Consider the following 20266-nt stretch of genomic DNA (forward strand, 5'->3'; position numbering starts at 1 on the left):
CAGCACAACACATTACAGCTCAGCACAAAGAAGCCAGTCGGCTGCGCACCGACTGACTTCTAATCTATATATAAATCTTAACGCTTCAAAAATCCTTTGCCTTCCAGGAACGGTCTCACCTGCAACCGTGTTGGCTCAGTCAGGCGCTTCGCCATTAGCTCGGACCATGGGGTCGTTCGTTCTCCATTGGTCCGTTCTTTCATATACGCTGTCGTAGTCTCATCATACTGCTCAACACCTTTAATGCTCTGCTCGGCATTATAGCGATTATGATGCAGGACTGCATCCAATGGCAGACGTGGTCGAATTCCCGTTTCCTGATCTGCAACACCAATGCACATGCCGTACACCGGATATACGCCCTCCGGCAATCCCAACAGCTCAGCGACTTCCTCAATTCGAGTACGAAGCCCGCCAATATATACAATTCCAAATCCCAGTGACTCTGCTGCAAGAGCGGCATTCTGGGAAGCCAGTGCGGCATCAATTGTGGCTACCATGAAATTCTCTGTGGAATCGGCATACGATTCCTTCTCAGGAAGATGACGTTTCGCAGCATCACTCAACCGATACAGATCGGCACACCATACAAGAAACACCGGACATTCATTGACATAGGCCTGGTTGCCTGCCAATTCAGCCAACTTGGCTTTTTGCTCTAAGTCAGTCACAGCAACTACGGTATATGCTTGCACACTACTTGAAGAAGAAGCCATCTGTCCAGCCGCTACGATGGCTGCAAGCTGCTCATCACTTACTGGGTCTGGCTTGAATTTGCGTACAGAACGGTGTTTCATCATCAACTCAATGGTTTCATTCATGGCTGTTCACTCCCAATCCTCGAAGTACGAACTCAATCGTCTGCTCAGCGAGCTCGTCTGTATTCATATCCTGATAATCAAAGCCAAATCGTGAATTCTTGGCCCGTTTGTGTGCCAAAGCCACTCCCATAACCTGAAGCATTGCATAAGATACGGACTCGATCTGGAACAAGCCCTGGTCTTTTCCTTCTTGCAGCAGTTCTCTCACTCGGGTCCAGACAGGGTCCAGAAAACGAAATACGGTAGCTGTGCGATGTGTACGCAGTGTAATTTCAAGCTGTACAATATCGCTCATCTCCCGGTCCGTCATCGTGAACTTCACAACTTCACCAATAATTCGCCGGATACCTTCCACAGGCGAGGACATGGACTCTTCAGCCAGCGAATTCATCATATGATCCGGGAAGAAATGCTCAAATAATGCTTCGAACACCTTTTCTTTTCCGCCAAAATGGTACGAGACCAGTGACACATTCGCACCCGCCTCATCACAGATTTGACGAACACTCGTCCCGTCATACCCCTGCTGTGCAAAAAGCTTCTTGGCTGCAAGCAGTATCCTCGTTTTGATATCCAACTCCGGTTCCGTCATTCCGTCCCGCTCCCTCTTGTCCGTTCATTTCAATCGCTCCAGCTCAAGAGCTGTAATCAGGTAATCTATCTGTCTATTATATTACACCAAGCACCCCGATGAAAATCATCGGGGTGCTTGTCCTATCCTATGAAGCAATGATGTGCATCTTATACAACTGCTGTATTAGCTGTTCGCTTGAGCCGGGCTTGGCGCCCCAGCTGGCATGCGTTGTTTTTTCAACAACGTCACGACCAGTGATAAAGCAACTGCAACCAACAATACAATCACGATAGAGCCCGCAGCAGACTGAACTCCTGGGCCTCCCAACTGCACGCTCAGAATACCCTGAACGGCGTATGTTGCAGGCAGGTACTGCCCGATGCCGCTATAGAAGCTGTTCAGCAATTCACGCGGTACCATTGCACCGGAGGATACCAGTTGCAAGGACAGTGAGATGATGTTGAACAGACTTCCTGCCGGTCCGAAGCAGATCAGGAAGAACTGGGAGAAGAACATGAACGTGCACAGGAAGAGCGCCTGGAACAACCAGAATGCGACGAATCCTTGTTCAATCTGTCCGCCCAATGCCACGATCAATGATGATCCCAGCAAGGAAACAACCAATGCAGAACCCACGTTAATGACTACTCTTGCGCCAAACAAAGTCAAGCGGGAATAGGTAGAGGACAACATGCCCATCGCTGTCTGGAGATTCATCCCCATGATCATGGCTCCTACATACGAAGCCAGTACCATCATCATTGGCACCATCTGATTATTCATCCCGTTAACCGGGTTGATGGACGTTGTCGTTCCTTCGACTCGGTTAGTCAGGTTCGTAGCAGCTTCAGCAGCTTGATCCGCAGGTGCACCTGAAGCGGTCAACACTGTCTGCACGCCTTGTGCTGTAGCTTGTTTGTTAATCGTGTTTGTCACACTTTGTGATACACCTTGCATCATGCTTTTAATCGTAACCGGGTTCGCTTCATTAATGGTGTATTTAATCTCAGCGGTGGAGCCAGCCGTTTGAAGCAATTCGTTAAATCCAGCCGGGATATCCAGCACCATGTGTACTTTGTGATGATTCAGCTGATCCAACGCTTCAGCCGCACTCAGATTGGATACGGTGTGGAAAGGTAGTGTTCCTGCGAGTGAATCCACGATTCCTTTGGACATTTCGCCGTCCTCGTTCACAATCGCGACCGTCAATTCTTTCGTACGGTCATTTACTCCAGAATATGCGGTCATCCAGATCACGCTAAAGATCACTTGGAACATAAGTGCTGTTACGATCCCTACAATCACTGGCGGTTTTTTAAACAATGTACGTAAAGCCTGTAACATAAAAGGTGTCCTCCATTACTCAATTAGTTCTAATTTGATTTAAACAGTTGTTTGAATCAAACGATCGTTTAAATTTTATGTGAATATGACCATAATGTCAACTGATTTTTGAAATATTCAGAAAACGTAAGCTTTATTCATGAATACAATCGATCTATTTTCACAAAAGAGCATTATGCTATCTTTTCCCGAAGGAAATAACATCTATACCAGCGATTCAGAGCTTACTTTTTAGCGACGTTACTTTATTTTTCTAAACAAAAAAAACACGGTCCGCCGCAGCGAACCGCGCATTTGTATATCCACTCTTTATTACAATGAGACGTTAAATATATCTCCAAACAAAGGTCGGTCAGTCATTTCTCTTCAGCTTCATGCGTTGCAAACGCAGGGAATTCAGTACAACCGATACGGAGCTGAACGCCATCGCCGCCCCTGCCAGCCATGGAGCCAAGAAGCCAACTGCCGCAATCGGAATACCAATAACGTTGTATCCGAGTGCCCAGAACAGGTTTTGTTTGATGTTACCCATCGTGCGCCGGCTCATCTCAATCGCATCTGCAATGCTGTTCAGATCACCACGCATCAAGGTAATATCCGCCGCTTCCATCGCTACATCCGTTCCTGTTCCGATGGCCATCCCAATATCCGCTGTAGCGAGTGCCGGAGCGTCATTAATTCCGTCACCTACCATCGCAACTTTCAGGCCACTCTCCTGAAGTTTCTTCACTTCCGCAGCTTTACCTTCCGGCAGCACCTCAGCCAGTACTTTACCGATCCCTGCCTGTTCTGCTACAGCGCGAGCTGTTCGCTCATTATCTCCCGTGATCATGATGACATCAATCCCCATCGCCTGAAGACGACCGATGGCTTCACGAGAGGTATCCTTGATGGTGTCAGCCACAGCCACGATCCCTGCCCACTGACCATCCACCGCTACCAGCATCGCTGTACGCCCTTGTTCCTCCAGACGGTTCATCTGCTGAACGGTTTCCTCAGAGACATTTACCTGTGCATCCGCAAGCAACCGACGTGTACCGACCAGAATTTCCTGCCCTTTTGCTGAAGCTCGCACACCGTATCCCGGTATGTTCTCGAACTTCTCTGTTGGGGCCAACTCCAGACCCTTGGCACGGATACCTGCAACAATCGCCTCTGCCAGCGGATGCTCCGAACTCTGTTCGGCCGCTCCCACGCGCTCAAGCAGATCAGATTCCGTCCAACTTGGAGCCGTGATAACATCCGTAAGCACCGGTTTACCTTGGGTTACTGTACCTGTTTTGTCGAGCACCACGGTCTGAATCTGTTGTGCCGACTCCAGATGTTCGCCACCTTTGAACAGAATGCCATATTCAGCGGCACGTCCCGATCCAGCCATGACGGAGGTCGGCGTTGCTAGCCCCAGTGCACATGGACAGGCAATGACGAGTACGGCAATCGCTTTTTCTAGGGAACCGGCGAAGTCACCCGGACTTGCGAACAGATACCAGATCAAGAATGTCAGCGCGGCAATACCCACGACAATCGGAACAAATATACCGGATATGACATCTGCGATCCGCTGGATCGGTGCTTTGGAGCCCTGAGCTTGCTCCACCACTTTGATAATTTGGGACAAAGCCGTGTCCGATCCCACTCGGGTCGCACGAAGTCGTAATACCCCGTTTTTGTTCAGCGTAGCACCTGTAACGGCATCTCCCGGTTTTTTATCCACGGGAAGGCTCTCGCCGCTTAGCATGGATTCATCCACAGAGGATTGCCCCTCTTCAACGATACCATCCACCGGGATGCTGTCCCCCGGCTTCACCAGGACCAGATCACCCACCGCAACATATGTGGCAGGAACCATAACTTCCTGTCCATCACGAATGACACGGGCTTCACGTGGAGCCAGTTCAATTAGGCTTTTGATCGCCTGTGAAGAACGACCTTTCGCCACAGCCTCGAACCATTTTCCCAGTAAAATTAACGTAATTAGAATTGCACTTGTCTCATAATAAAGTTCTACCGAAGGCATGGCGGCTGTGCTCGTTCCCATTGCCCCATGATCCATTGTTGTAGAAGGTAAGTACCCACTGGATAGCGTCAGATACAGACTGTAGAAAAACGCTGCGCTGGTACCCAGTGCGACGAGAACGTCCATATTGGCGCTGCGGTTGCGCAGTGCTTTGTACGCACCCACATAGAACTGCCACCCAATCACGAACTGTACCGGCGTTGCCAGCAGCAGCTGGAACCAAGGGTTCATGAACAGCTCGGGGACATAGATTCCGGATGTGAACGAGAAATGCCCGACCATTGCCCACAGCAATGGAATCGATAACAAAGCAGATATCATCCATTTCCACTTTTTGCGTTGCAGCTCACGTTCACGAACAGATTTGGTCTCTTCTTGCGTCAATTGCAGTTCGGCACCGTAGCCCATCTGCTTGATCTTGGCGGTAATATCCGAAGGTTTGAGTGCGCCAGCGGCATATTCGATATGCCCTGTTTCCAGCGCCAGATTCACATTCGCCTGTGATACCCCCGGTAGTCGGGAAAGACCTTTTTCAATCCGGGCAGAACATGCAGCACACGTCATACCCGTGATGTTCAGATCAACTGATTCGGACACCGTACCGTAGCCAAGCGCCTCTACTTTATCCCGCAACGCATTCACGTTGGTTGTCTTCGGATCATAAGAAACGGTTGCCTGTTCGATCGCAAGATTCACATTGGCCTGCTGCACCCCTTCCATACGGGACAAGCCCTTCTCAACTCGTGTGGAACACGCAGCACAGGTCATCCCCGTGATGTGCAGTGTTGTCTTTAGTCCTGGTGCTTCTGCCATAGGTGGCATTGGTGTGGGTTCAGATGATCTATCCGTTGGTTTATTCGTTGAGTTATCCATCATGTCAGCTCCTTTCATATCGATTCAATTTATTGTATGTGCATTAACATACCCCTTAGGGGTATATATTAGACAGAAAATTAGGCTTAAACCTGGCTCGTGGGAAAGGCCTTTGACCTCTTTTTCACCCATGAGCATGTTCGGTTTAAGCCTGTGATGCCGTTAGACTACATCGTACCCCTGATCTTCAATCGCTGCCTTGATCTGATCCACGTTCACCGTCTGCTCATCATATTCCACAGCTACCGTTCCCGCTGCCAGATCCACCTGACCACTCGCCCCAGCATTCTTCACAGCTTCTTCAACCGATTTCACACAGTGATTGCAAGACATTCCAGTGACACTCAGCGTAACATTAGACATTGTAAATTCCTCCTTGGGGTATATTAAAATGATAACTTGATTTGGTAAATTGATATAACTTACTTCATTAACTTCCGCATCGTAACCAGCAATTCATCCACAACCTCATGTTCACCAGCCTGAATACGCTCAACGATACAGCTCTTCATATGTCCTTCAAGCAGAAGCTTGCCTACGGAATTCAGAGCAGACTGAGCCGCCGCAATCTGCGTCAGCACATCATCACAGTACGTATCCTTCTCAATCAATCCCTTGATCCCGCGAATCTGACCTTCCACACGGTTCAAGCGAGAAACCAGGTTACCCTTCATCTCCTGCGAATGGTGACTCTTGCGCACATGCTTCCCATCACTGCCCTCGGAATGACAAGATACCGCTTCTTGAACTATATCCGAAGCTTCAGTTGTTGAATCAGTTACAGAGGATTGCAAAGGTTCCTCGGGATGGCTCTGATGATCCATCATGAACACCCCTTTTCTTTCGTTCTTTTCTAAGATTAACATACCCCATGGGGGTATTCAAGAGTATTCTGATATTTTGTTTAAATTGGATGAATTCTTCCTGATTAAATAAAGCATGAGCCAGCTCAGCTGCTTCGAATGACATCTCTTTCTGAATAGTTATGATCTGGGCACGGGTACTTATTTTCTGATCAAGCTCCTCATTAATATCTGAAGCAGTACATGACTGCTCCACCCATTTTAACCACTCAGGAACTTCCCACATACTTCGAGCTGCAACTGCAACACAGTAGCCATACCTTGCAAGTTTTTCATCGCCCATCCACCCTGCTGTCCGAAGTCCATATATGTAGCGATCGAACACTTCTTCTTTAACTGTAAATATGTCCTCTGCTAAAATATGCCCAAAACTTGTGTTAACCCCAAATAGCTTCCCTAATTCTTCACCAACACCAGAAATACTCATGAATTGCCAATCAATGAGAGTAAGTACGCTATCGTCCAGACGTTCTGATGGCAAAAATATATTGCCTTTACCCAAATCCTGATGTGACAGAACTCGTGGCAATTGTTCAAGTGTAATTAAAATCTTGTCCATCTGTTCGCTATATTGGTTGAACCACTGCCAGATCGAATGGGCCTGCTCCTGTTTACTTCCCCCACTGGCATTCCTCTGCGAATCTCTTATGCCAATATGCCTTCCTCCAGCTCTAGTACCATCAACACCATGTCCACTTTCCAATTTAGGCTCTTGGATTGAAGGGGCATACTGACGACACCCCCTAACCCAAGATTTGAGCCAATACGGACAGATCCATTCTTGTTGAGGTAGTGAAGTTCCCGTGAGATAAGCTCCGTGAAATTCACCAAGGCGTTCGGCGATCCATCCCCAATCATCCAGATGCCAGACATGATCAAACCTCGAATGACGAGACACATCTTCCATCCACAACCCAATGGTGTAGTCCGGTCTATCCTGTATAGCGAAACAACGCGGAGCTATGATACGCCCCGGTAAATGATCGAGTAGCCCTGATGAGAATATCTCTGCTTCTCTTTTCCAATAGTTATGGTATGTAACATCTTCCTTCTCTTCTGAGTCCGGTTTAATGCATTTCAAAATAAGTGACCATGACAGTGATGCTCCAACTATGGTAGCCGTTCCACGTATTCGATAAATACCTGATGTGGTGAAATTAAGTAGCCCCAGATTGATGCGTTCAACTTCCCATGATTGTATTACTGCGTCAGGCTCCTCCAACAGTTTTTGCACACTGCCAACAAGATATTCCACATCCTGAGAAGATTGCAGAATACTATTCTGGCTCAGTTGTTCTTGTTCATTAACGCTTCCCATATTCTTCACTCACCTCCCACCCCTCCATGCCAATGTTCCTTTCACTCTACTGGTCCTGCCTTACAAGGTATACTCCATCCTGCTGCTGCGAACGACCAGACCCATCTGTTCATAGAAAGCCTGTGCGCCAGAGTTAAACGTCGACACGGATAATTCCACACTGTTTGCCTGAAGCTCTCTCCCTAGTTCGATGAATGCTTGTAGTAACTGTTTGCCTGTTCCTTGTCCCCGATGTTTGGTATCCACTACAAGTTCATGGATGTACAGCATCTTGCGATCCACCATCAACGAGTTATCTTGAATAACACTTAACTGGGCACTCCCGTAACCCAGAATCAAGCCCGTTTCCGAAGACTCAGCAACATACAGGTAACGCTTGTCCGTTTCCAGCAGTTCGGTGAACTCCTTTTCCTCCATTCTGGTCTCTAACGCTCTGTATAGATCCGGGCGTGCCTCGACATGCATTTGGTGCAGCTCATTCATCATCAATGACACGCCCGAGTAGTCCCTCAGTTCTGCCTTTCTGATGTTCATCGTACCCGTACTCATCCCCATCACTCTTTCGTCTACTGAATTTTACATTATTATACAACCAAAAAGCAGATACCATAAGGGTACCTGCTTCGCTAAATTTATCTGCATACCATCAAGTTCATATGATGCTCATTTTGTTTATTTTTTCGAAGAAGCATTTCCTTCATTAAAGGCAACAGGTGATGGCTTGGCTGCCCATTCGTCCGCCTGCGGCTCAATGTCCACTCCGCTCAAAATCTTCTTTTTCTCCATCAAGGAATCCCCGTCTTCATCCAGCTTGTTGCGAATTTCCGCCTCGTCCTGAGGTTGATTGTTCTGTGTCATCGTAGAGTCCTCCCTTGTTTTCGTATTCATGTTGCTGTTCCTTTATATAACGTGCCCACTTTCTGCATTATCATTCTCCATGAGGGACAGGCGTCAGAGCTAACGAATCGTACACACCTTATACGGGCAAATATAGGCGCAAGAAAAATGTAATGAATCTCAGACAAGTTATATCACAGTAATTCATCGAGTTGGTTGGAAAAAAAGGGGCCTATCCAGGCTTTAGCGTGCCTAAGATTCGTTAGGATTTCATACTTGCGATTTCCACCCGAATAAGATGTGCTGAGTTCGTTAGAAAATATAAAATACAGATAGCTGTATCGCTTGTCTGGCAGTGTTGATTATTGTCCATCATAACCAAGTGGATACAACACATCATTTATGTCCCACTCTTCCTTAAACTCTCGCTTTTTTAGAAAAGTCCATATTCACCTAAAAATCTTAACTGTACTGTTCCAAGCACTCCTTTCAGCACAAAAAAGGCATCCCGTAAGGTCATTTTCATGACCTTACGGGATGCCCTCTTTCCTTATGTCCACCTCAGGTGGACGTTTAACCGATTAAATTACTAGCTTCGTCCTACGCCTGATCCTGACGAGCAAGCACCGCTAGCGCACGCAGAGCTGCATTAATCTCGTGCTCTACCGCTTGTCCAACCGCATCCGTATGCGGATCATACTCGGCAGCCAGATCGCTGTCCGCGAATCCATCAATTGCGACAATCGCTCCGGCGCGAGCACCACGCAAGGTGCTGACGATGTAGAGTGCCGCAATTTCCATCTCAGCCGCAAGTGCTCCAGCCTGCTTATACTTGCGGTGTGGAATCTCTTCCACCCCTGCAAAGAACGCATCCAGCGTTACGGTGATACCAACGCCCACTTTGCCTGCAAACGTTGCAGTATCTGCGCTCCCTTGCTCACGAGCAGCCTCGATCAGTGCTTGCGTCACCCCAATGTCCGCTACCGCTGGGAAACCATCCGGCACCAGTTGGCGAGTCAACCCGTCCGTACGAACGGCCGCTGTACTCACAATCACACTGCCTGCCGGATAATCGGCTGTATACGATCCCGCTGTACCTACACGAATCAGAGTCGTTACACCCGCCCGAATCAATTCCTCGAAGCAGACAGCTGCTCCAGGTGAACCTACACCATGGCTGACCACAGCGATCTGTACCCCTTCATACAATCCAACAAATGTGCGATACTCCCGACTGAACGCCAGCTCTCTCGCCTGCTCCAGCTTGCGGGAAATCTTCTCCGCACGTGCCGGATCACCACAGACGATAGCGTATGCGGGCATGTCTTCCGAATGAATCTGCAAAATAGGCATCAACATATCAATCAAACTCCTTCTTCGTCCACTCGTCTTCCGGAATCGGCAGATCTTCACCCGAGAAGCGTTGTTCCTTGAACGGATCGGCAAAATGGTGGAAACCATTCACTTCCCAGAATCCGTTACGGTCTTCTGTCATAAACTCCAGACCACGTATCCACTTCGCACTCTTCCAGAAGTAGAGTTGTGGCACGACCATACGCAGCGGAAAACCATGCTTGGGTGTCAGTGGCTCGCCGTTATATTTGAATGCAAGCAATACATCATCATGCATCAACTCTTCGAGCGGTACATTCGTTTCATAATCATGATCCGCGTGGATCATGACGTATTTGGCTTCCGGTTTAACCCCTAGAATCTTCACAAAATCAGAAAAGCGAATACCTTCCCACGGCGTATCAAATTTCGACCAACGGGTAACACAGTGAATATCACTCACCGTGTTCACCTGAGGCATCGCCTGAAGCTCAGCTAGGGAAAACACCTTCTGCTCTTCCACTTCACCGAATACCTTCAAGTCCCACGTGGACAAGTCATATTCCGGCACTTCCCCTTCATGCAGAATCGGGAACTTCTCCGTCAGCATCTGTCCCGGCGGCAGACGATCTCCGTGATCGTTGCCTGTTTTGGGTGCCGGGGTTTTACTTTTTTTCAAACGTTCAGCCTTGTTATGCAAGTGGAATCCCTCCTTCTTTTACTGTCTCTAGCATAGACATTCATGAATTAACGCGAGCTTCCGCCCGCTTTCAGTGCATCCTGTGCATAGGTACGGTCTTTGAAAAAGAACATCGCGACCAGCGTCACAATATACGGCAGCATCAACGTGAAATGCGTTGGCAGGGAGAATCCTTGCAGACGAATACTCAATGCTTCCATGAAGCCGAACAGCACACTGGAGCCCAGGACACCAAGCGGATTGGCTTGTCCAAGCATCGTTGCCACCAGCGCGATAAAACCACGCCCAGCGGTCATGCCTTCGGTAAACATCGTCACCTGACCGAGCGACAACTGTGCCCCAGCCAGAGCACACAACACGCCGCACATCAGAACGGCACCATACTGGATGCCGCGTACTTTGATTCCGATGCTCTGTGCTGCAATCGGGTTCTCACCGACCGAGCGCAGACGGAAGCCGGATACACTTTTGAACAGATAAAATTGCAATGCAATCACGAGTACAATGCCGAGATAGACCAGCGGACTATGTCCAGATATGACATCGCCCACCCACGGAATGTCCTTGATCAGCGGAATATCCCACTTGGGAAGTCCCACCATGTCTTTATCGTAGTATGCACCTTTTACATCAAAAATCGCACGCAATGCAAAGGTAGTCACCCCCGCAGCCAGAAAGTTCAGCGAGATCCCGACCACGATGGCGTTCGCCTTCAGATTAATACTTATAAAGGCAAAGAGCGCCGAGAATAACATCACAATAATAATCGAGAACAGTACAGCCAGCAGCACATTACCAAACAGATAATTACCGACAATAGCGGAGAACGCACCGATCAGCACCAGTCCTTCGAGACCCACGTTGAACAGACCTACACGGGAACATAAAGCCCCACCGAGCGCTGCAAGCAGGATTGGAGTCATAATCCGCAAGGTTGAGCCAAACATGGCTGCATCAAACAGTTGTTGCATTGGACTTTTTCTCCTTTCTCCGCTTCAGGAATGAATAACCGATCTGAGCTGATACAAATAACGTCAATACCGCCTGGATGACACTGCCGACTTCCAGCGGCACATCCGTGTTCCGTTCCATACCCATGGCACCCGTCTGTAACGCAGCCAGCAAAATAGCTGCCACAGCTGTACCGAGCGGATGCGAGCGGGCAAGCAGCGTAGCCATAATACCACTCCATGCATAACTTGCCGATGACAACGAGCCATCAAGGAAACGGTATTGTGTACCAAGTACTTCCCCTGCACCCGCGAGTCCAGCAAGTCCGCCACTAATGACCATGGACAGCATCATCATGCGAATGCGGCGAACACCGCCATAGGTTGCAAAGGACGGGTTGCTGCCGAGCATGCGGATCTCATAACCGGTCACCGTTTTATGTGTGAACCAGTAGATCAGAATAGCCGCTACAATGGCAATAATGAAGCCGGCATGCAGTCCCATGCCTTGGAACAACTTCGGCAACCAGATACTCTGATCAATCATCGGAGTCTGTGCCATTGCTGCCGATCCAGTTCGATCCTTGAATGGATAAGAGACCATGTATCCGCCAAAATAAATCGCAATATAGTTAAGTAATAAGGTTGTGATCAGCAGGTTCATACCGAAGCGTGCATCCAGCCAGCCTGCAAACAGGGACCAGATTCCCCCAGCAAGAATACCTGCCACAATCGCAGCAATACACACGAACCAGCCTGGCCCTGGCAGATAGAGCGCCGTGAGCGCAGCACTGAGCCCGCCAAGAATCATCTGGCCTTCGGCTCCCATGTTGAAGAATCCCGCACGGAATGCAAGCGCCACACCCAGTCCTGCCAAGATGATTGGTGTGGAACGAGCCAACGTATTGGTGAAGAAGTAGAAGTTGCCGAAGGCCCCTTTCCACATCTCCGCATACGTATCCACCACATTACCGCCAACGATCAGAATCGCCACAGCCCCTGCAAGCAGACCGATGAATACGGCAAGCAGCGGCTGTACGAGTCCGCGAAGTGTTTCTTTTACCCGATTCATATCCGCTCTTTCCCTCCTGCCATTAACAAGCTGATCTGTTCCTCAGTCGCTTCCTCTGCTCTCAGTTCTCCGGCAATTTCGCCTTCATACATGACAATAATCCGATCAGATAATTGCAAAATTTCGGACAACTCGGATGAGATAAGCAGAATGCCCGCACCTTCACTACGTTTGCGCAGCAATTCAGCATGAATCGTCTCCATCGCTCCGATATCCACACCACGAGTCGGTTCGGCTGCAATCAGAAACGGTGTATCTTGTGCAAATTCACGGGCAGCAATCAGCTTCTGTAAGTTTCCTCCCGACAAAAACTGTGCCTTGGTCTCCGCAGAACCCGTCTTGATGCTGAACTGTTTGATCCAGCTCTCTACCATCGTTCTTGCTGCTTTGGCTTTGATAATGCCACGTGATTGCAAGCGATGATGATGTCCCATCAGTCCGTTCTCACGAACGCTTGCATCCTTGGCCGCTCCCCACATGTAGCGATCTTCCGGGATATGAGCAAGTCCATGCTCCCGAATGCGCCGCACAGGCCAGTTCGTTGTATCCTGACCTGAAAGCACGACACGACCACTTTCCGCCTTACGCAGTCCAGCAATGACCTGAATCAGTTCCGACTGGCCGTTACCCGAGATGCCTGCTATACCCACGACCTCACCTTTTCGTACCTCCATGTGGATGTCCTTGAGTGCCGAACGATCCTTCGCTCCGGACAGATTAACCCCTTCGACCTGAAGCACCGCCTCAGCCGGAACCGATGGCTGCTTGTCCATACGCACAAGTTCACGACCAACCATCAGACGAGACAATTCCTCCACATGTGTATCTTTGGCTTCCAACGTGCCTGTCACCTGACCATCCCGAAGAACCGTGATCCGGTCAGCTACATCCATGACTTCTTGAAGCTTATGTGTAATCAGTACAAAAGTTTTGCCCAATTTGGCGAGCGATTTCATGTTCGCCAGCAGTTCCTTCACTTCCAGCGGTGTCAGTACCGCCGAAGGTTCATCCAATATAATGATGTCTGCGCCCTGATGCAGCACCTTGAGAATTTCAACACGCTGCTGCATGCCAAGCGGGCACTCGGACACTTTTTTCCATGGGTCAACTGGCATGCCATATTGTCTGCCAAGCTCGTTCACCTGGGCTGCTGCTTTTTTGCGGTCAAATGCACCTGCCTTAGCCGGTTCGCGTCCGATCACGATGTTCTCCGCCACCGTAAAGGAAGGGAACAGCATGAAATGCTGGTGCACCATGCCGATGCCACTGGCCATCGCCTGGGACGGCGTGGCAAAGCTCACCTCACGTCCGCTGACTTTGATCGTGCCTGACGTGGGCTGTTCCATACCGTACAGCATGCGCATCAGGGTTGTTTTACCGGCTCCGTTCTCACCTACCAGGGCATGAATCTCTCCCTCACGCAAATTAAAACGGATGTCCCGGTTAGCGGTGAAGTCGCCGTACTTCTTCGTAATCTGCTCCATCTCCAACAGCATATCTTGCGTTCGCTCCCCTCGGTCTCGGTCATTTAATAGCAGCAAAACCGGCTGCCTGATCGGGCAGCCGGCTGATCCATTCCATCACTCATTCATTGTAAAGAACATTAAAAACATTCGTAACTATTGTTGTAATGGATCTTTGACTACGATTTTACCAGATACGATATCATCGTTGATTGCTTTAACTTGGTCGATCACTTCTTGTCCAACAAAAGCATTCAGCGGAGATTCGCTATCACGTGTAACGTAAGTCAGGCCTACACCGTCTTCTTTCAAACCGTAGTTAACAGCGCCTGCTTTGAAGTTGCCTTCTACGAAATCTTTCACGGTCTCATAAGCAACGGTATCCGTTGATTTCAATTGAGACAATACGATATGTTCTGGATCTTCAACTGTGCGGTCCGTATCCTGACCAGAAGTGTAGAAGCCTTTTTCTTTTGCTGCTTCGAACACGCCGAGATCGCCTACAGCAGATGCGCCAGCGATGAAATCAGCGCCTTTGCCGAATTGTACCAGCGCCAATTCTTTCGCTTTGGCTGGGTCATTAAATCCACCTACATAGTTCACGAAGAATTCTGCACTCGGATTCACGGATTCCAATCCAGCTTTGAAACCTTCCGTATATTTCTTGATCAATGGCACATCCATTGCTGCGATCATGCCGACTTTATCTGTTTTGGTGGACAATCCGGCAGCTGCACCAAGTAGGTACGCCCCTTCATATTCACGGAAACCAACGCTACGAACGTTAGGCAGATCAACGGTTGTATCTACAATCGCAAAGGACTTGTCCGGATTTTCTGCAGCGACTTTCTTCAATGCATCTTCTGCCTGGAAAGTTGCTGTGATAATCAGATCATAATTCTCGGCAACTGCAGCACGCAGATTTTGTTCAAATGCTGCCGGGTCTGTTGATTCAATCGTTTTGGTATCTACTTTGAATTCTTCGCCTGCTTTTTTGAAGCCTTCATCCATCTGTACAAAGAAAGGGTTAACCCCTATTTTTTCGGGAAGTACGAGGGCCATCCGAAGAGTTTTCTCCGAATCACTGCCTTGGGCGGATTGTTCGTCTTTGGAAGCCGAAGTTCCACAAGCTGCCAACAAAATAGCCAACATGATGATCGATAAGACGAACGATAAACCTCTTTTCATTTTGAAAATACCCCTTTTCAACATTCTTTTTTTCTTATCCTAGCGGATACTGTCGATCCTTGTCAATAAATCTTTGAGCGTATACACTTAATTAGAATATAATTGACGATTCGCTTTCTTCCAAGCTCTGGAAACCGCTCTGTATCAAGCTTTTTTTTCGTTGACATCCAGCGCGTCTCCGTGCTAAAGTCAATCCAATTATTCTATTCATATAGGATTTGTCAGAATTATAACCCAAAGCTGATTATTTTCCAACCCATTTTAAGGAGGCTATTCATTTGAAAAAAATCACCCAGATCACGCTGGCGGCCCTGCTCGCCGCTCCGGTAACACTCGGCAGCCTAAGCTTGCCCGCTTCTGCTTCTGCAGCATCTGCAACTCCGGCTAAAACAACCACCTCACAAAGTGTCAAAGGACCAGTAGCTCAGGCTCCAGTTGCTTATACGGAAAGCGCAGCGGATTTTGCTCAATTCTTGCAAGCGAAATACAGCATTCAATTGCCGCAACAGATTACCAAAGGTGATTTCATTCAAGCCATTGCAGCCATCACGACAGCAGCTCAAGCAAGCGACAGCGCAGCTGAGGCCCCGGCCTTTACCGATCTGGCGTCTGGTGATTCTTCCTATGATGCTGCCGTATCCTTATACAATAATGGGGTTCTTACAGGTACAGAAGTACGTGCCAAGGATCAACTGAGCGCCTATGCAGCAGTTTTCATCGCTGTGAAAGCAGCTGGATTCAAGGAACTCGCCTATACGTATCCTGCTGAGAAAACAGCCAAAGCGCTTGCCAAAGTTGGCATTAGCCCGAACCGTGTTCAGGGACAAGCCGCACAGGAGCTGGCTGCAGCGATTGATACAGGTCTGATTCCCGAAAGCCTGTACCCTGCTCTCCTTAAGGGTGGCGTAGCAAGTAAAGATTTTGCTAATACATTGCTTGGACGCGTCCTGATCAGCCAAGGAAAATATAAACACGAGATCGGACGTTCCGGCGATGCAGACATCTACTCCAAATTGTATGCTGCATATCGCACAGCGGATCTGATCGAGTCACCTGAACTGAGAAAAATTGTGGATCAGGCCCTTCGAGATGATCTCGTAACAGGTTACAACTTGAAGGATAGCCGCTTTGATTCCAACTTTATCGATGAGCTGACACTTACTTACGGCCACGATAATATCCAGCATGCTGTACAGTTGGTTGGTCTGCTGCGTAGCGAAGGCATTGACGCCGATGTGCAATTCCAGCCGAAGACATCTGCCTTCATTTATTTGAAGGAATGGGGCGAGCCGAAAGAAACGCCTGACTATAAAGTGACACAGATCGAGAATGGCAACTATATTGCTTCTGCGAAGGAATATGACATTCAATTCGAGTTCAACAATGTAGCTGACAAAGTTCGCTTCAACGACATTGTTCTGAAATATGCCAAGAAGAACAGCGACAGTACATCTCCACTGATTCTCAGCTCCTGGTGGCAGCCGCTGTATTATTCACCAACTGCTTTGGCGAACTATCCGGTCATTTCCAATAATAAGATTGCGCTTGGGAATTACTATGCTCAGTCCTTCTCTCTGAAAGAGAATGCTAAAGCCATTCGGGAAGGCTTCCTGAAGCTGGCGCCTGATGCGGATATTACGACGTATGACTTCTGGGTGGACCAGCCTTTCTTCAATTATCTGAACGGTGGTTCCGAATAAAATAATTTTCATCTTCAACCGAATTAAAACTCATATTTTAGCATCATAAGTAGCCGTCTTTACCGAATCTTACAAGGGTTTCGACCCATAGGTTCGTAAAGACGGTTTTTTATTTAGTATATTGCAAATTTCTTCCTAATATTCATTTTCCCCATGCAGGAATTACCAATATCAAGTCGAATGTCTTAAGTACATAAACACGCAATCAACTTGCACATTTCCGAACGAACAGGAGTTACACATGGTATACGACGGTATTCTTCTAAGCTTAATCGTTGGATTTTTTCGGGGCGGGTTGCGGCATGGGCTCAATCAGTTTGCAGCACTCAAGCTGCGAAGTGGTTGGATTTTCCCTGTATTGCTGCTAATCCAGTTCTTTATTTTCTATTTGCAGGAACGATTCGAATGGGTGGCATCCATTAATGGTTATCTCTTTGCTGCCGTCTACATTACAGGTCTCGCATTTCTGTGGCTAAACAGGCACCATACCGGTTTCATGCTCATCTGGATTGGTGTATTTCTCAATTTTGCCGTAATGGCTGTAAACGGTGGGCGCATGCCGGTTTCTGTGGAAGCTTCCGCTGTATTGGGACCCTATTATGTAGACATGCTCCGGGAAGGCGGCGCCGTATCGAAGCATTTCATGATGGATGCGTCTACACACCTGCCCTTTCTCGGTGATATCATCCCGCTGTCCAGCCCATATCCACGGACTCAGGTGATTAGCATCGGTGATGTGGTCATGAATGTTGGCATATTCCTGTTCATCCAGTACATGATGGTGAATCGGGACAAAAAGGCTGTTCAACCAGCTAAAACTCATCAGGCTTGAAGAAGTTCAGTCAGACTCCAAGGAAGGGAGGTCTTCTCCATGAAAAAATTTGAAGGTGTGAAATATTCCCGCATTGTCATCAACGCAATCATCGTGGCTTCTGTCGTTGTGGCATTAACTTCAGGATACAAGCTGGGCGGCTAGTATCCATACCGCCAAACAAGACAAACAGGCTGCCCGCGGCCTGTTTTTTCTTTCTGGATTTTTGGTAGGCAACTTGATATGTTATACATCTATATAGTATACCTCAATACAATAACACCAATTATATATTGAACTGAACATTTACACGAGAACGGAGAGGACAGAAATAACCTGAAGAAGCGGAGCGTTCGCCTAAAAGCTTTCTGAAAGAAAGCTACATCGGAAGCATATGCTATCCCGGGATTTTCCCTTTTGGAAAAAAAATCAAAAAATCTGGGGATAACAGCGATCGGAAGGTTGTTCTGTCATCGAAGTGTAAGTGTTAATACCTATCAGCTCAATTTATATACACATCAAGAGTAGACTAAACCCAAGCAGGAGATTTTTTATGAACTTTATTCGTAACCTTATCCATAAGGCAGATCGAAGCAGTCTGTATGTTATTTTGCTTAGCTGCACCGGTATCGGTGTTTTTCTGTACATGAACAAGTGGTCTTATCTTCATCTATCCACGGCAGATTGGGTTATGGTCTACACCATGCTGGGTGCAGCGTTGATTCTGGATTATTTTACGTTCCAGATTCCACCCAAAGGCAATCAGCAATCCATGGACTCATCGGTATACCTCGCCTGTATATTCATGTTTGGCGGGGCTTTCAGTCTATCGGTGTTGCTGCCTGTCTCCATCATCCTGCTAATCAAAGAGCGTAAACTCACCTGGTGGAAACATATCGTCAATTTCAGCATCTACAGTCTTATGATTACGGGAGCAGCTGCCGTGTTTGAGTGGACGGGTGGTCAATCGGGTACGTTGAATGGATATAACCTGTTTCCTTATTTCGCAGCGCTCGCAGCCTACTTCATTATTAACACGATCACGCTCGGCTTGTTCTTTCATTTCTCGACGAAGGATGCATTACAGCAGATGAAGCGGGCATTCGTTACCGAATCCCTGCTGGTTTATCTGTGTACGCTGATTCTGGCGCTGGTCCTGACAATTCTGGTTGTGCACAATGGCGTACTTGGCCTGTTGTTGTATCTGAGTCTTAGCATTCTGCTCTCCCATGCATTCAGGCAGTTGTTCGTGATGTATCAGACGATTGAGGAAAAGGCCAACACGGATCAACGTACGGGTCTGTTCAACCATAGCTATTTCGAAAGCATGTTAGAAAGCGAACTGACTAACGCTCGAACGCAGGGAACGCCGCTCTGTCTGGGACTTATTGATATCGATGATTTCAAAAAGTATAATGACCGGTTTGGTCATCTTCAAGGTGACAGCCTGCTAGCCCTGCTTGGGGATTTTCTGATGCGAAAAACGGAGGGTACACCTGTTACCGCATTTCGTTATGGAGGGGAAGAGTTCACGTTGCTCATGCCGGGCATGGAGTTGGACGAATCCTACAAGTTCATGAACAAGCTGCGCAAACAACTGAACGACACGCCGTTTGAAGGTGTTGAAGTGTTTCCGCACGGTTGTCTCTCCTTCTCGGGTGGCATCGCACCCTATGAGGTGGATATGTATAACAAATCCCAACTCGTGGATCAGGCCGATAAAGCACTGTATTATGCCAAGAAACAAGGTAAGAACAACGTGCACCGTCACGGCAGCAATGATGGCATGGAGCATGAGATTGATCTGGTACAGGATGTTCGTGACATCGAGCAGCAGCTCAATCTGTTCAGATACAAGGATATGGATACGTTCAAACATTCCAAACGGGTTTATAAGTATGCTCTGGATATCAGTGAATTGCTCAAGCTGGACAATGCAGAGAAACGGCGTTTCGTGCTGGGGGCGTTGATTCATGACATCGGCAAACTGGAGATTCCCTGGTCCATTCTGAACAAGAAGGACAAACTCACGGCAGAAGAATGGGAAACGATTAAAGGTCATGTCACTTGGGGCAAAAAAATGGTGATTACGAACGATCGCTTCGCCGATCTGATTCCGTATATTGAACTACACCATGAACGCTATGATGGCAAAGGCTATCCCTACGGTCTGAAGGGTAACGAGATCCCCCGGCTGTGCCGGATGCTGACCGTGATCGACTCCTTTGATGCCATGACGACAGAGCGACCGTATCAGGAGACCAAGAACGTGGAGGAAGCCATTCGGGAGCTACGCGCGTGTTCGGGTTCACAGTTCGATCCGGAGCTTGCGGAGTTGTTCATTCGATATATTGAGAAAAGAACCGCTCAGCAACAGCTGCTGTGAGATGAACGTAGCTGATT

At 48.1% G+C, this 20266-nt stretch carries 18 protein-coding genes; 3 read left to right on the forward strand and 15 right to left on the reverse strand.

Annotated elements, in window-relative coordinates:
• Positions 1 to 77 precede the first annotated feature (77 nt).
• The 15 genes from nfsA to HF638_RS14775 form a co-directional block, all read right to left on the reverse strand.
• A complete protein-coding gene (nfsA, locus tag HF638_RS14705) occupies positions 78 to 821 on the reverse strand; it encodes an oxygen-insensitive NADPH nitroreductase (RefSeq protein ID WP_169480864.1) in 744 nt (247 codons plus the stop codon).
• The gene (locus tag HF638_RS14710) at positions 814 to 1413 is read right to left on the reverse strand and encodes a TetR family transcriptional regulator (RefSeq protein ID WP_169480865.1); all 600 of its coding nucleotides are present in this window, start codon (positions 1411 to 1413) and stop codon (positions 814 to 816) included. The genes nfsA and HF638_RS14710 overlap by 8 nt, the downstream gene beginning before the upstream one ends.
• Positions 1414 to 1578: 165 nt before the next feature.
• Entirely contained in the window at positions 1579 to 2739 is a 1161-nt protein-coding gene (locus tag HF638_RS14715; RefSeq protein ID WP_169480866.1) for a YhgE/Pip domain-containing protein, read from the reverse strand.
• Positions 2740 to 3091: 352 nt separating this feature from the next.
• Entirely contained in the window at positions 3092 to 5578 is a 2487-nt protein-coding gene (locus HF638_RS14720; RefSeq protein WP_169480941.1) for a heavy metal translocating P-type ATPase, read from the reverse strand.
• A gap of 213 nt (positions 5579 to 5791) precedes the next feature.
• Positions 5792 to 5992, reverse strand: a complete 201-nt coding sequence (locus HF638_RS14725; RefSeq protein WP_169480867.1) for a copper ion binding protein — start codon at positions 5990 to 5992, stop codon at positions 5792 to 5794.
• Positions 5993 to 6051: 59 nt separating this feature from the next.
• Positions 6052 to 6453: a metal-sensitive transcriptional regulator gene (locus tag HF638_RS28605; protein ID WP_248278159.1), complete on the reverse strand. Its 402-nt coding sequence runs from the start codon at positions 6451 to 6453 to the stop codon at positions 6052 to 6054.
• A complete protein-coding gene (locus HF638_RS14735) occupies positions 6404 to 7819 on the reverse strand; it encodes a protein kinase family protein (protein ID WP_169480868.1) in 1416 nt (471 codons plus the stop codon). The genes HF638_RS28605 and HF638_RS14735 overlap by 50 nt, the downstream gene beginning before the upstream one ends.
• Before the next feature lie 51 nt (positions 7820 to 7870).
• A complete protein-coding gene (locus HF638_RS14740) occupies positions 7871 to 8344 on the reverse strand; it encodes a GNAT family N-acetyltransferase (RefSeq protein WP_169480869.1) in 474 nt (157 codons plus the stop codon).
• A gap of 138 nt (positions 8345 to 8482) precedes the next feature.
• Positions 8483 to 8668: a hypothetical protein gene (locus HF638_RS14745; protein WP_017691007.1), complete on the reverse strand. Its 186-nt coding sequence runs from the start codon at positions 8666 to 8668 to the stop codon at positions 8483 to 8485.
• A gap of 579 nt (positions 8669 to 9247) precedes the next feature.
• The gene (locus tag HF638_RS14750; RefSeq protein WP_169480870.1) at positions 9248 to 10006 is read right to left on the reverse strand and encodes a nucleoside phosphorylase; all 759 of its coding nucleotides are present in this window, start codon (positions 10004 to 10006) and stop codon (positions 9248 to 9250) included.
• Between the two features lies 1 nt (position 10007).
• The gene (locus tag HF638_RS14755; RefSeq protein WP_169480871.1) at positions 10008 to 10679 is read right to left on the reverse strand and encodes a sulfite oxidase-like oxidoreductase; all 672 of its coding nucleotides are present in this window, start codon (positions 10677 to 10679) and stop codon (positions 10008 to 10010) included.
• A 47-nt stretch (positions 10680 to 10726) separates the two neighbouring features.
• The gene (locus HF638_RS14760) at positions 10727 to 11650 is read right to left on the reverse strand and encodes an ABC transporter permease (RefSeq protein WP_169480872.1); all 924 of its coding nucleotides are present in this window, start codon (positions 11648 to 11650) and stop codon (positions 10727 to 10729) included.
• On the reverse strand, positions 11634 to 12701 hold the full coding sequence (locus HF638_RS14765; protein ID WP_169480873.1) for an ABC transporter permease: 1068 nt from the start codon (positions 12699 to 12701) through the stop codon (positions 11634 to 11636). Before HF638_RS14765 ends, HF638_RS14760 begins: the two co-directional genes overlap by 17 nt.
• Complete coding sequence (locus HF638_RS14770; RefSeq protein WP_169480874.1) at positions 12698 to 14197, reverse strand: ABC transporter ATP-binding protein; 1500 nt, start codon at positions 14195 to 14197, stop codon at positions 12698 to 12700. Before HF638_RS14770 ends, HF638_RS14765 begins: the two co-directional genes overlap by 4 nt.
• A gap of 123 nt (positions 14198 to 14320) precedes the next feature.
• Complete coding sequence (locus HF638_RS14775; RefSeq protein WP_169480875.1) at positions 14321 to 15352, reverse strand: BMP family lipoprotein; 1032 nt, start codon at positions 15350 to 15352, stop codon at positions 14321 to 14323.
• Positions 15353 to 15630: 278 nt separating this feature from the next.
• On the opposite strand from HF638_RS14775, the gene HF638_RS14780 reads away from it, so the two are divergent.
• The 3 genes from HF638_RS14780 (at position 15631) to HF638_RS14790 (ending at position 20249) form a co-directional block, all read left to right on the forward strand.
• On the forward strand, positions 15631 to 17052 hold the full coding sequence (locus HF638_RS14780) for a hypothetical protein (protein ID WP_169480876.1): 1422 nt from the start codon (positions 15631 to 15633) through the stop codon (positions 17050 to 17052).
• 241 nt (positions 17053 to 17293) lie between these two features.
• A complete protein-coding gene (locus HF638_RS14785) occupies positions 17294 to 17884 on the forward strand; it encodes a DUF5317 domain-containing protein (RefSeq protein WP_169480877.1) in 591 nt (196 codons plus the stop codon).
• Positions 17885 to 18416: 532 nt separating this feature from the next.
• The gene (locus tag HF638_RS14790) at positions 18417 to 20249 is read left to right on the forward strand and encodes a bifunctional diguanylate cyclase/phosphohydrolase (protein ID WP_169480878.1); all 1833 of its coding nucleotides are present in this window, start codon (positions 18417 to 18419) and stop codon (positions 20247 to 20249) included.
• The last annotated feature ends 17 nt before the right edge of the window (positions 20250 to 20266 follow it).

The organism is Paenibacillus sp. SZ31 (assembly GCF_012912005.1).
In the GTDB taxonomy this organism is placed as follows: Bacteria; Bacillota; Bacilli; order Paenibacillales; family Paenibacillaceae; genus Paenibacillus.

Bases quoted from the DNA above. Each gene is read 5' to 3' on its own strand.
- nfsA (WP_169480864.1), bottom strand. From the start codon at position 821: ATGAATGAAACCATTGAGTTGATGATGAAACACCGTTCTGTACGCAAA.
- HF638_RS14710 (WP_169480865.1), bottom strand. From the start codon at position 1,413: ATGACGGAACCGGAGTTGGATATCAAAACGAGGATACTGCTTGCAGCC.
- HF638_RS14715 (WP_169480866.1), bottom strand. From the start codon at position 2,739: ATGTTACAGGCTTTACGTACATTGTTTAAAAAACCGCCAGTGATTGTA.
- HF638_RS14720 (WP_169480941.1), bottom strand. From the start codon at position 5,578: ATGCCACCTATGGCAGAAGCACCAGGACTAAAGACAACACTGCACATC.
- HF638_RS14725 (WP_169480867.1), bottom strand. From the start codon at position 5,992: ATGTCTAATGTTACGCTGAGTGTCACTGGAATGTCTTGCAATCACTGT.
- HF638_RS28605 (WP_248278159.1), bottom strand. From the start codon at position 6,453: ATGGATCATCAGAGCCATCCCGAGGAACCTTTGCAATCCTCTGTAACT.
- HF638_RS14740 (WP_169480869.1), bottom strand. From the start codon at position 8,344: ATGAACATCAGAAAGGCAGAACTGAGGGACTACTCGGGCGTGTCATTG.
- HF638_RS14745 (WP_017691007.1), bottom strand. From the start codon at position 8,668: ATGACACAGAACAATCAACCTCAGGACGAGGCGGAAATTCGCAACAAG.
- HF638_RS14750 (WP_169480870.1), bottom strand. From the start codon at position 10,006: ATGTTGATGCCTATTTTGCAGATTCATTCGGAAGACATGCCCGCATAC.
- HF638_RS14760 (WP_169480872.1), bottom strand. From the start codon at position 11,650: ATGCAACAACTGTTTGATGCAGCCATGTTTGGCTCAACCTTGCGGATT.
- HF638_RS14765 (WP_169480873.1), bottom strand. From the start codon at position 12,701: ATGAATCGGGTAAAAGAAACACTTCGCGGACTCGTACAGCCGCTGCTT.
- HF638_RS14770 (WP_169480874.1), bottom strand. From the start codon at position 14,197: ATGCTGTTGGAGATGGAGCAGATTACGAAGAAGTACGGCGACTTCACC.
- HF638_RS14775 (WP_169480875.1), bottom strand. From the start codon at position 15,352: ATGAAAAGAGGTTTATCGTTCGTCTTATCGATCATCATGTTGGCTATT.
- HF638_RS14785 (WP_169480877.1), top strand. From the start codon at position 17,294: ATGGTATACGACGGTATTCTTCTAAGCTTAATCGTTGGATTTTTTCGG.
- HF638_RS14790 (WP_169480878.1), top strand. From the start codon at position 18,417: ATGAACTTTATTCGTAACCTTATCCATAAGGCAGATCGAAGCAGTCTG.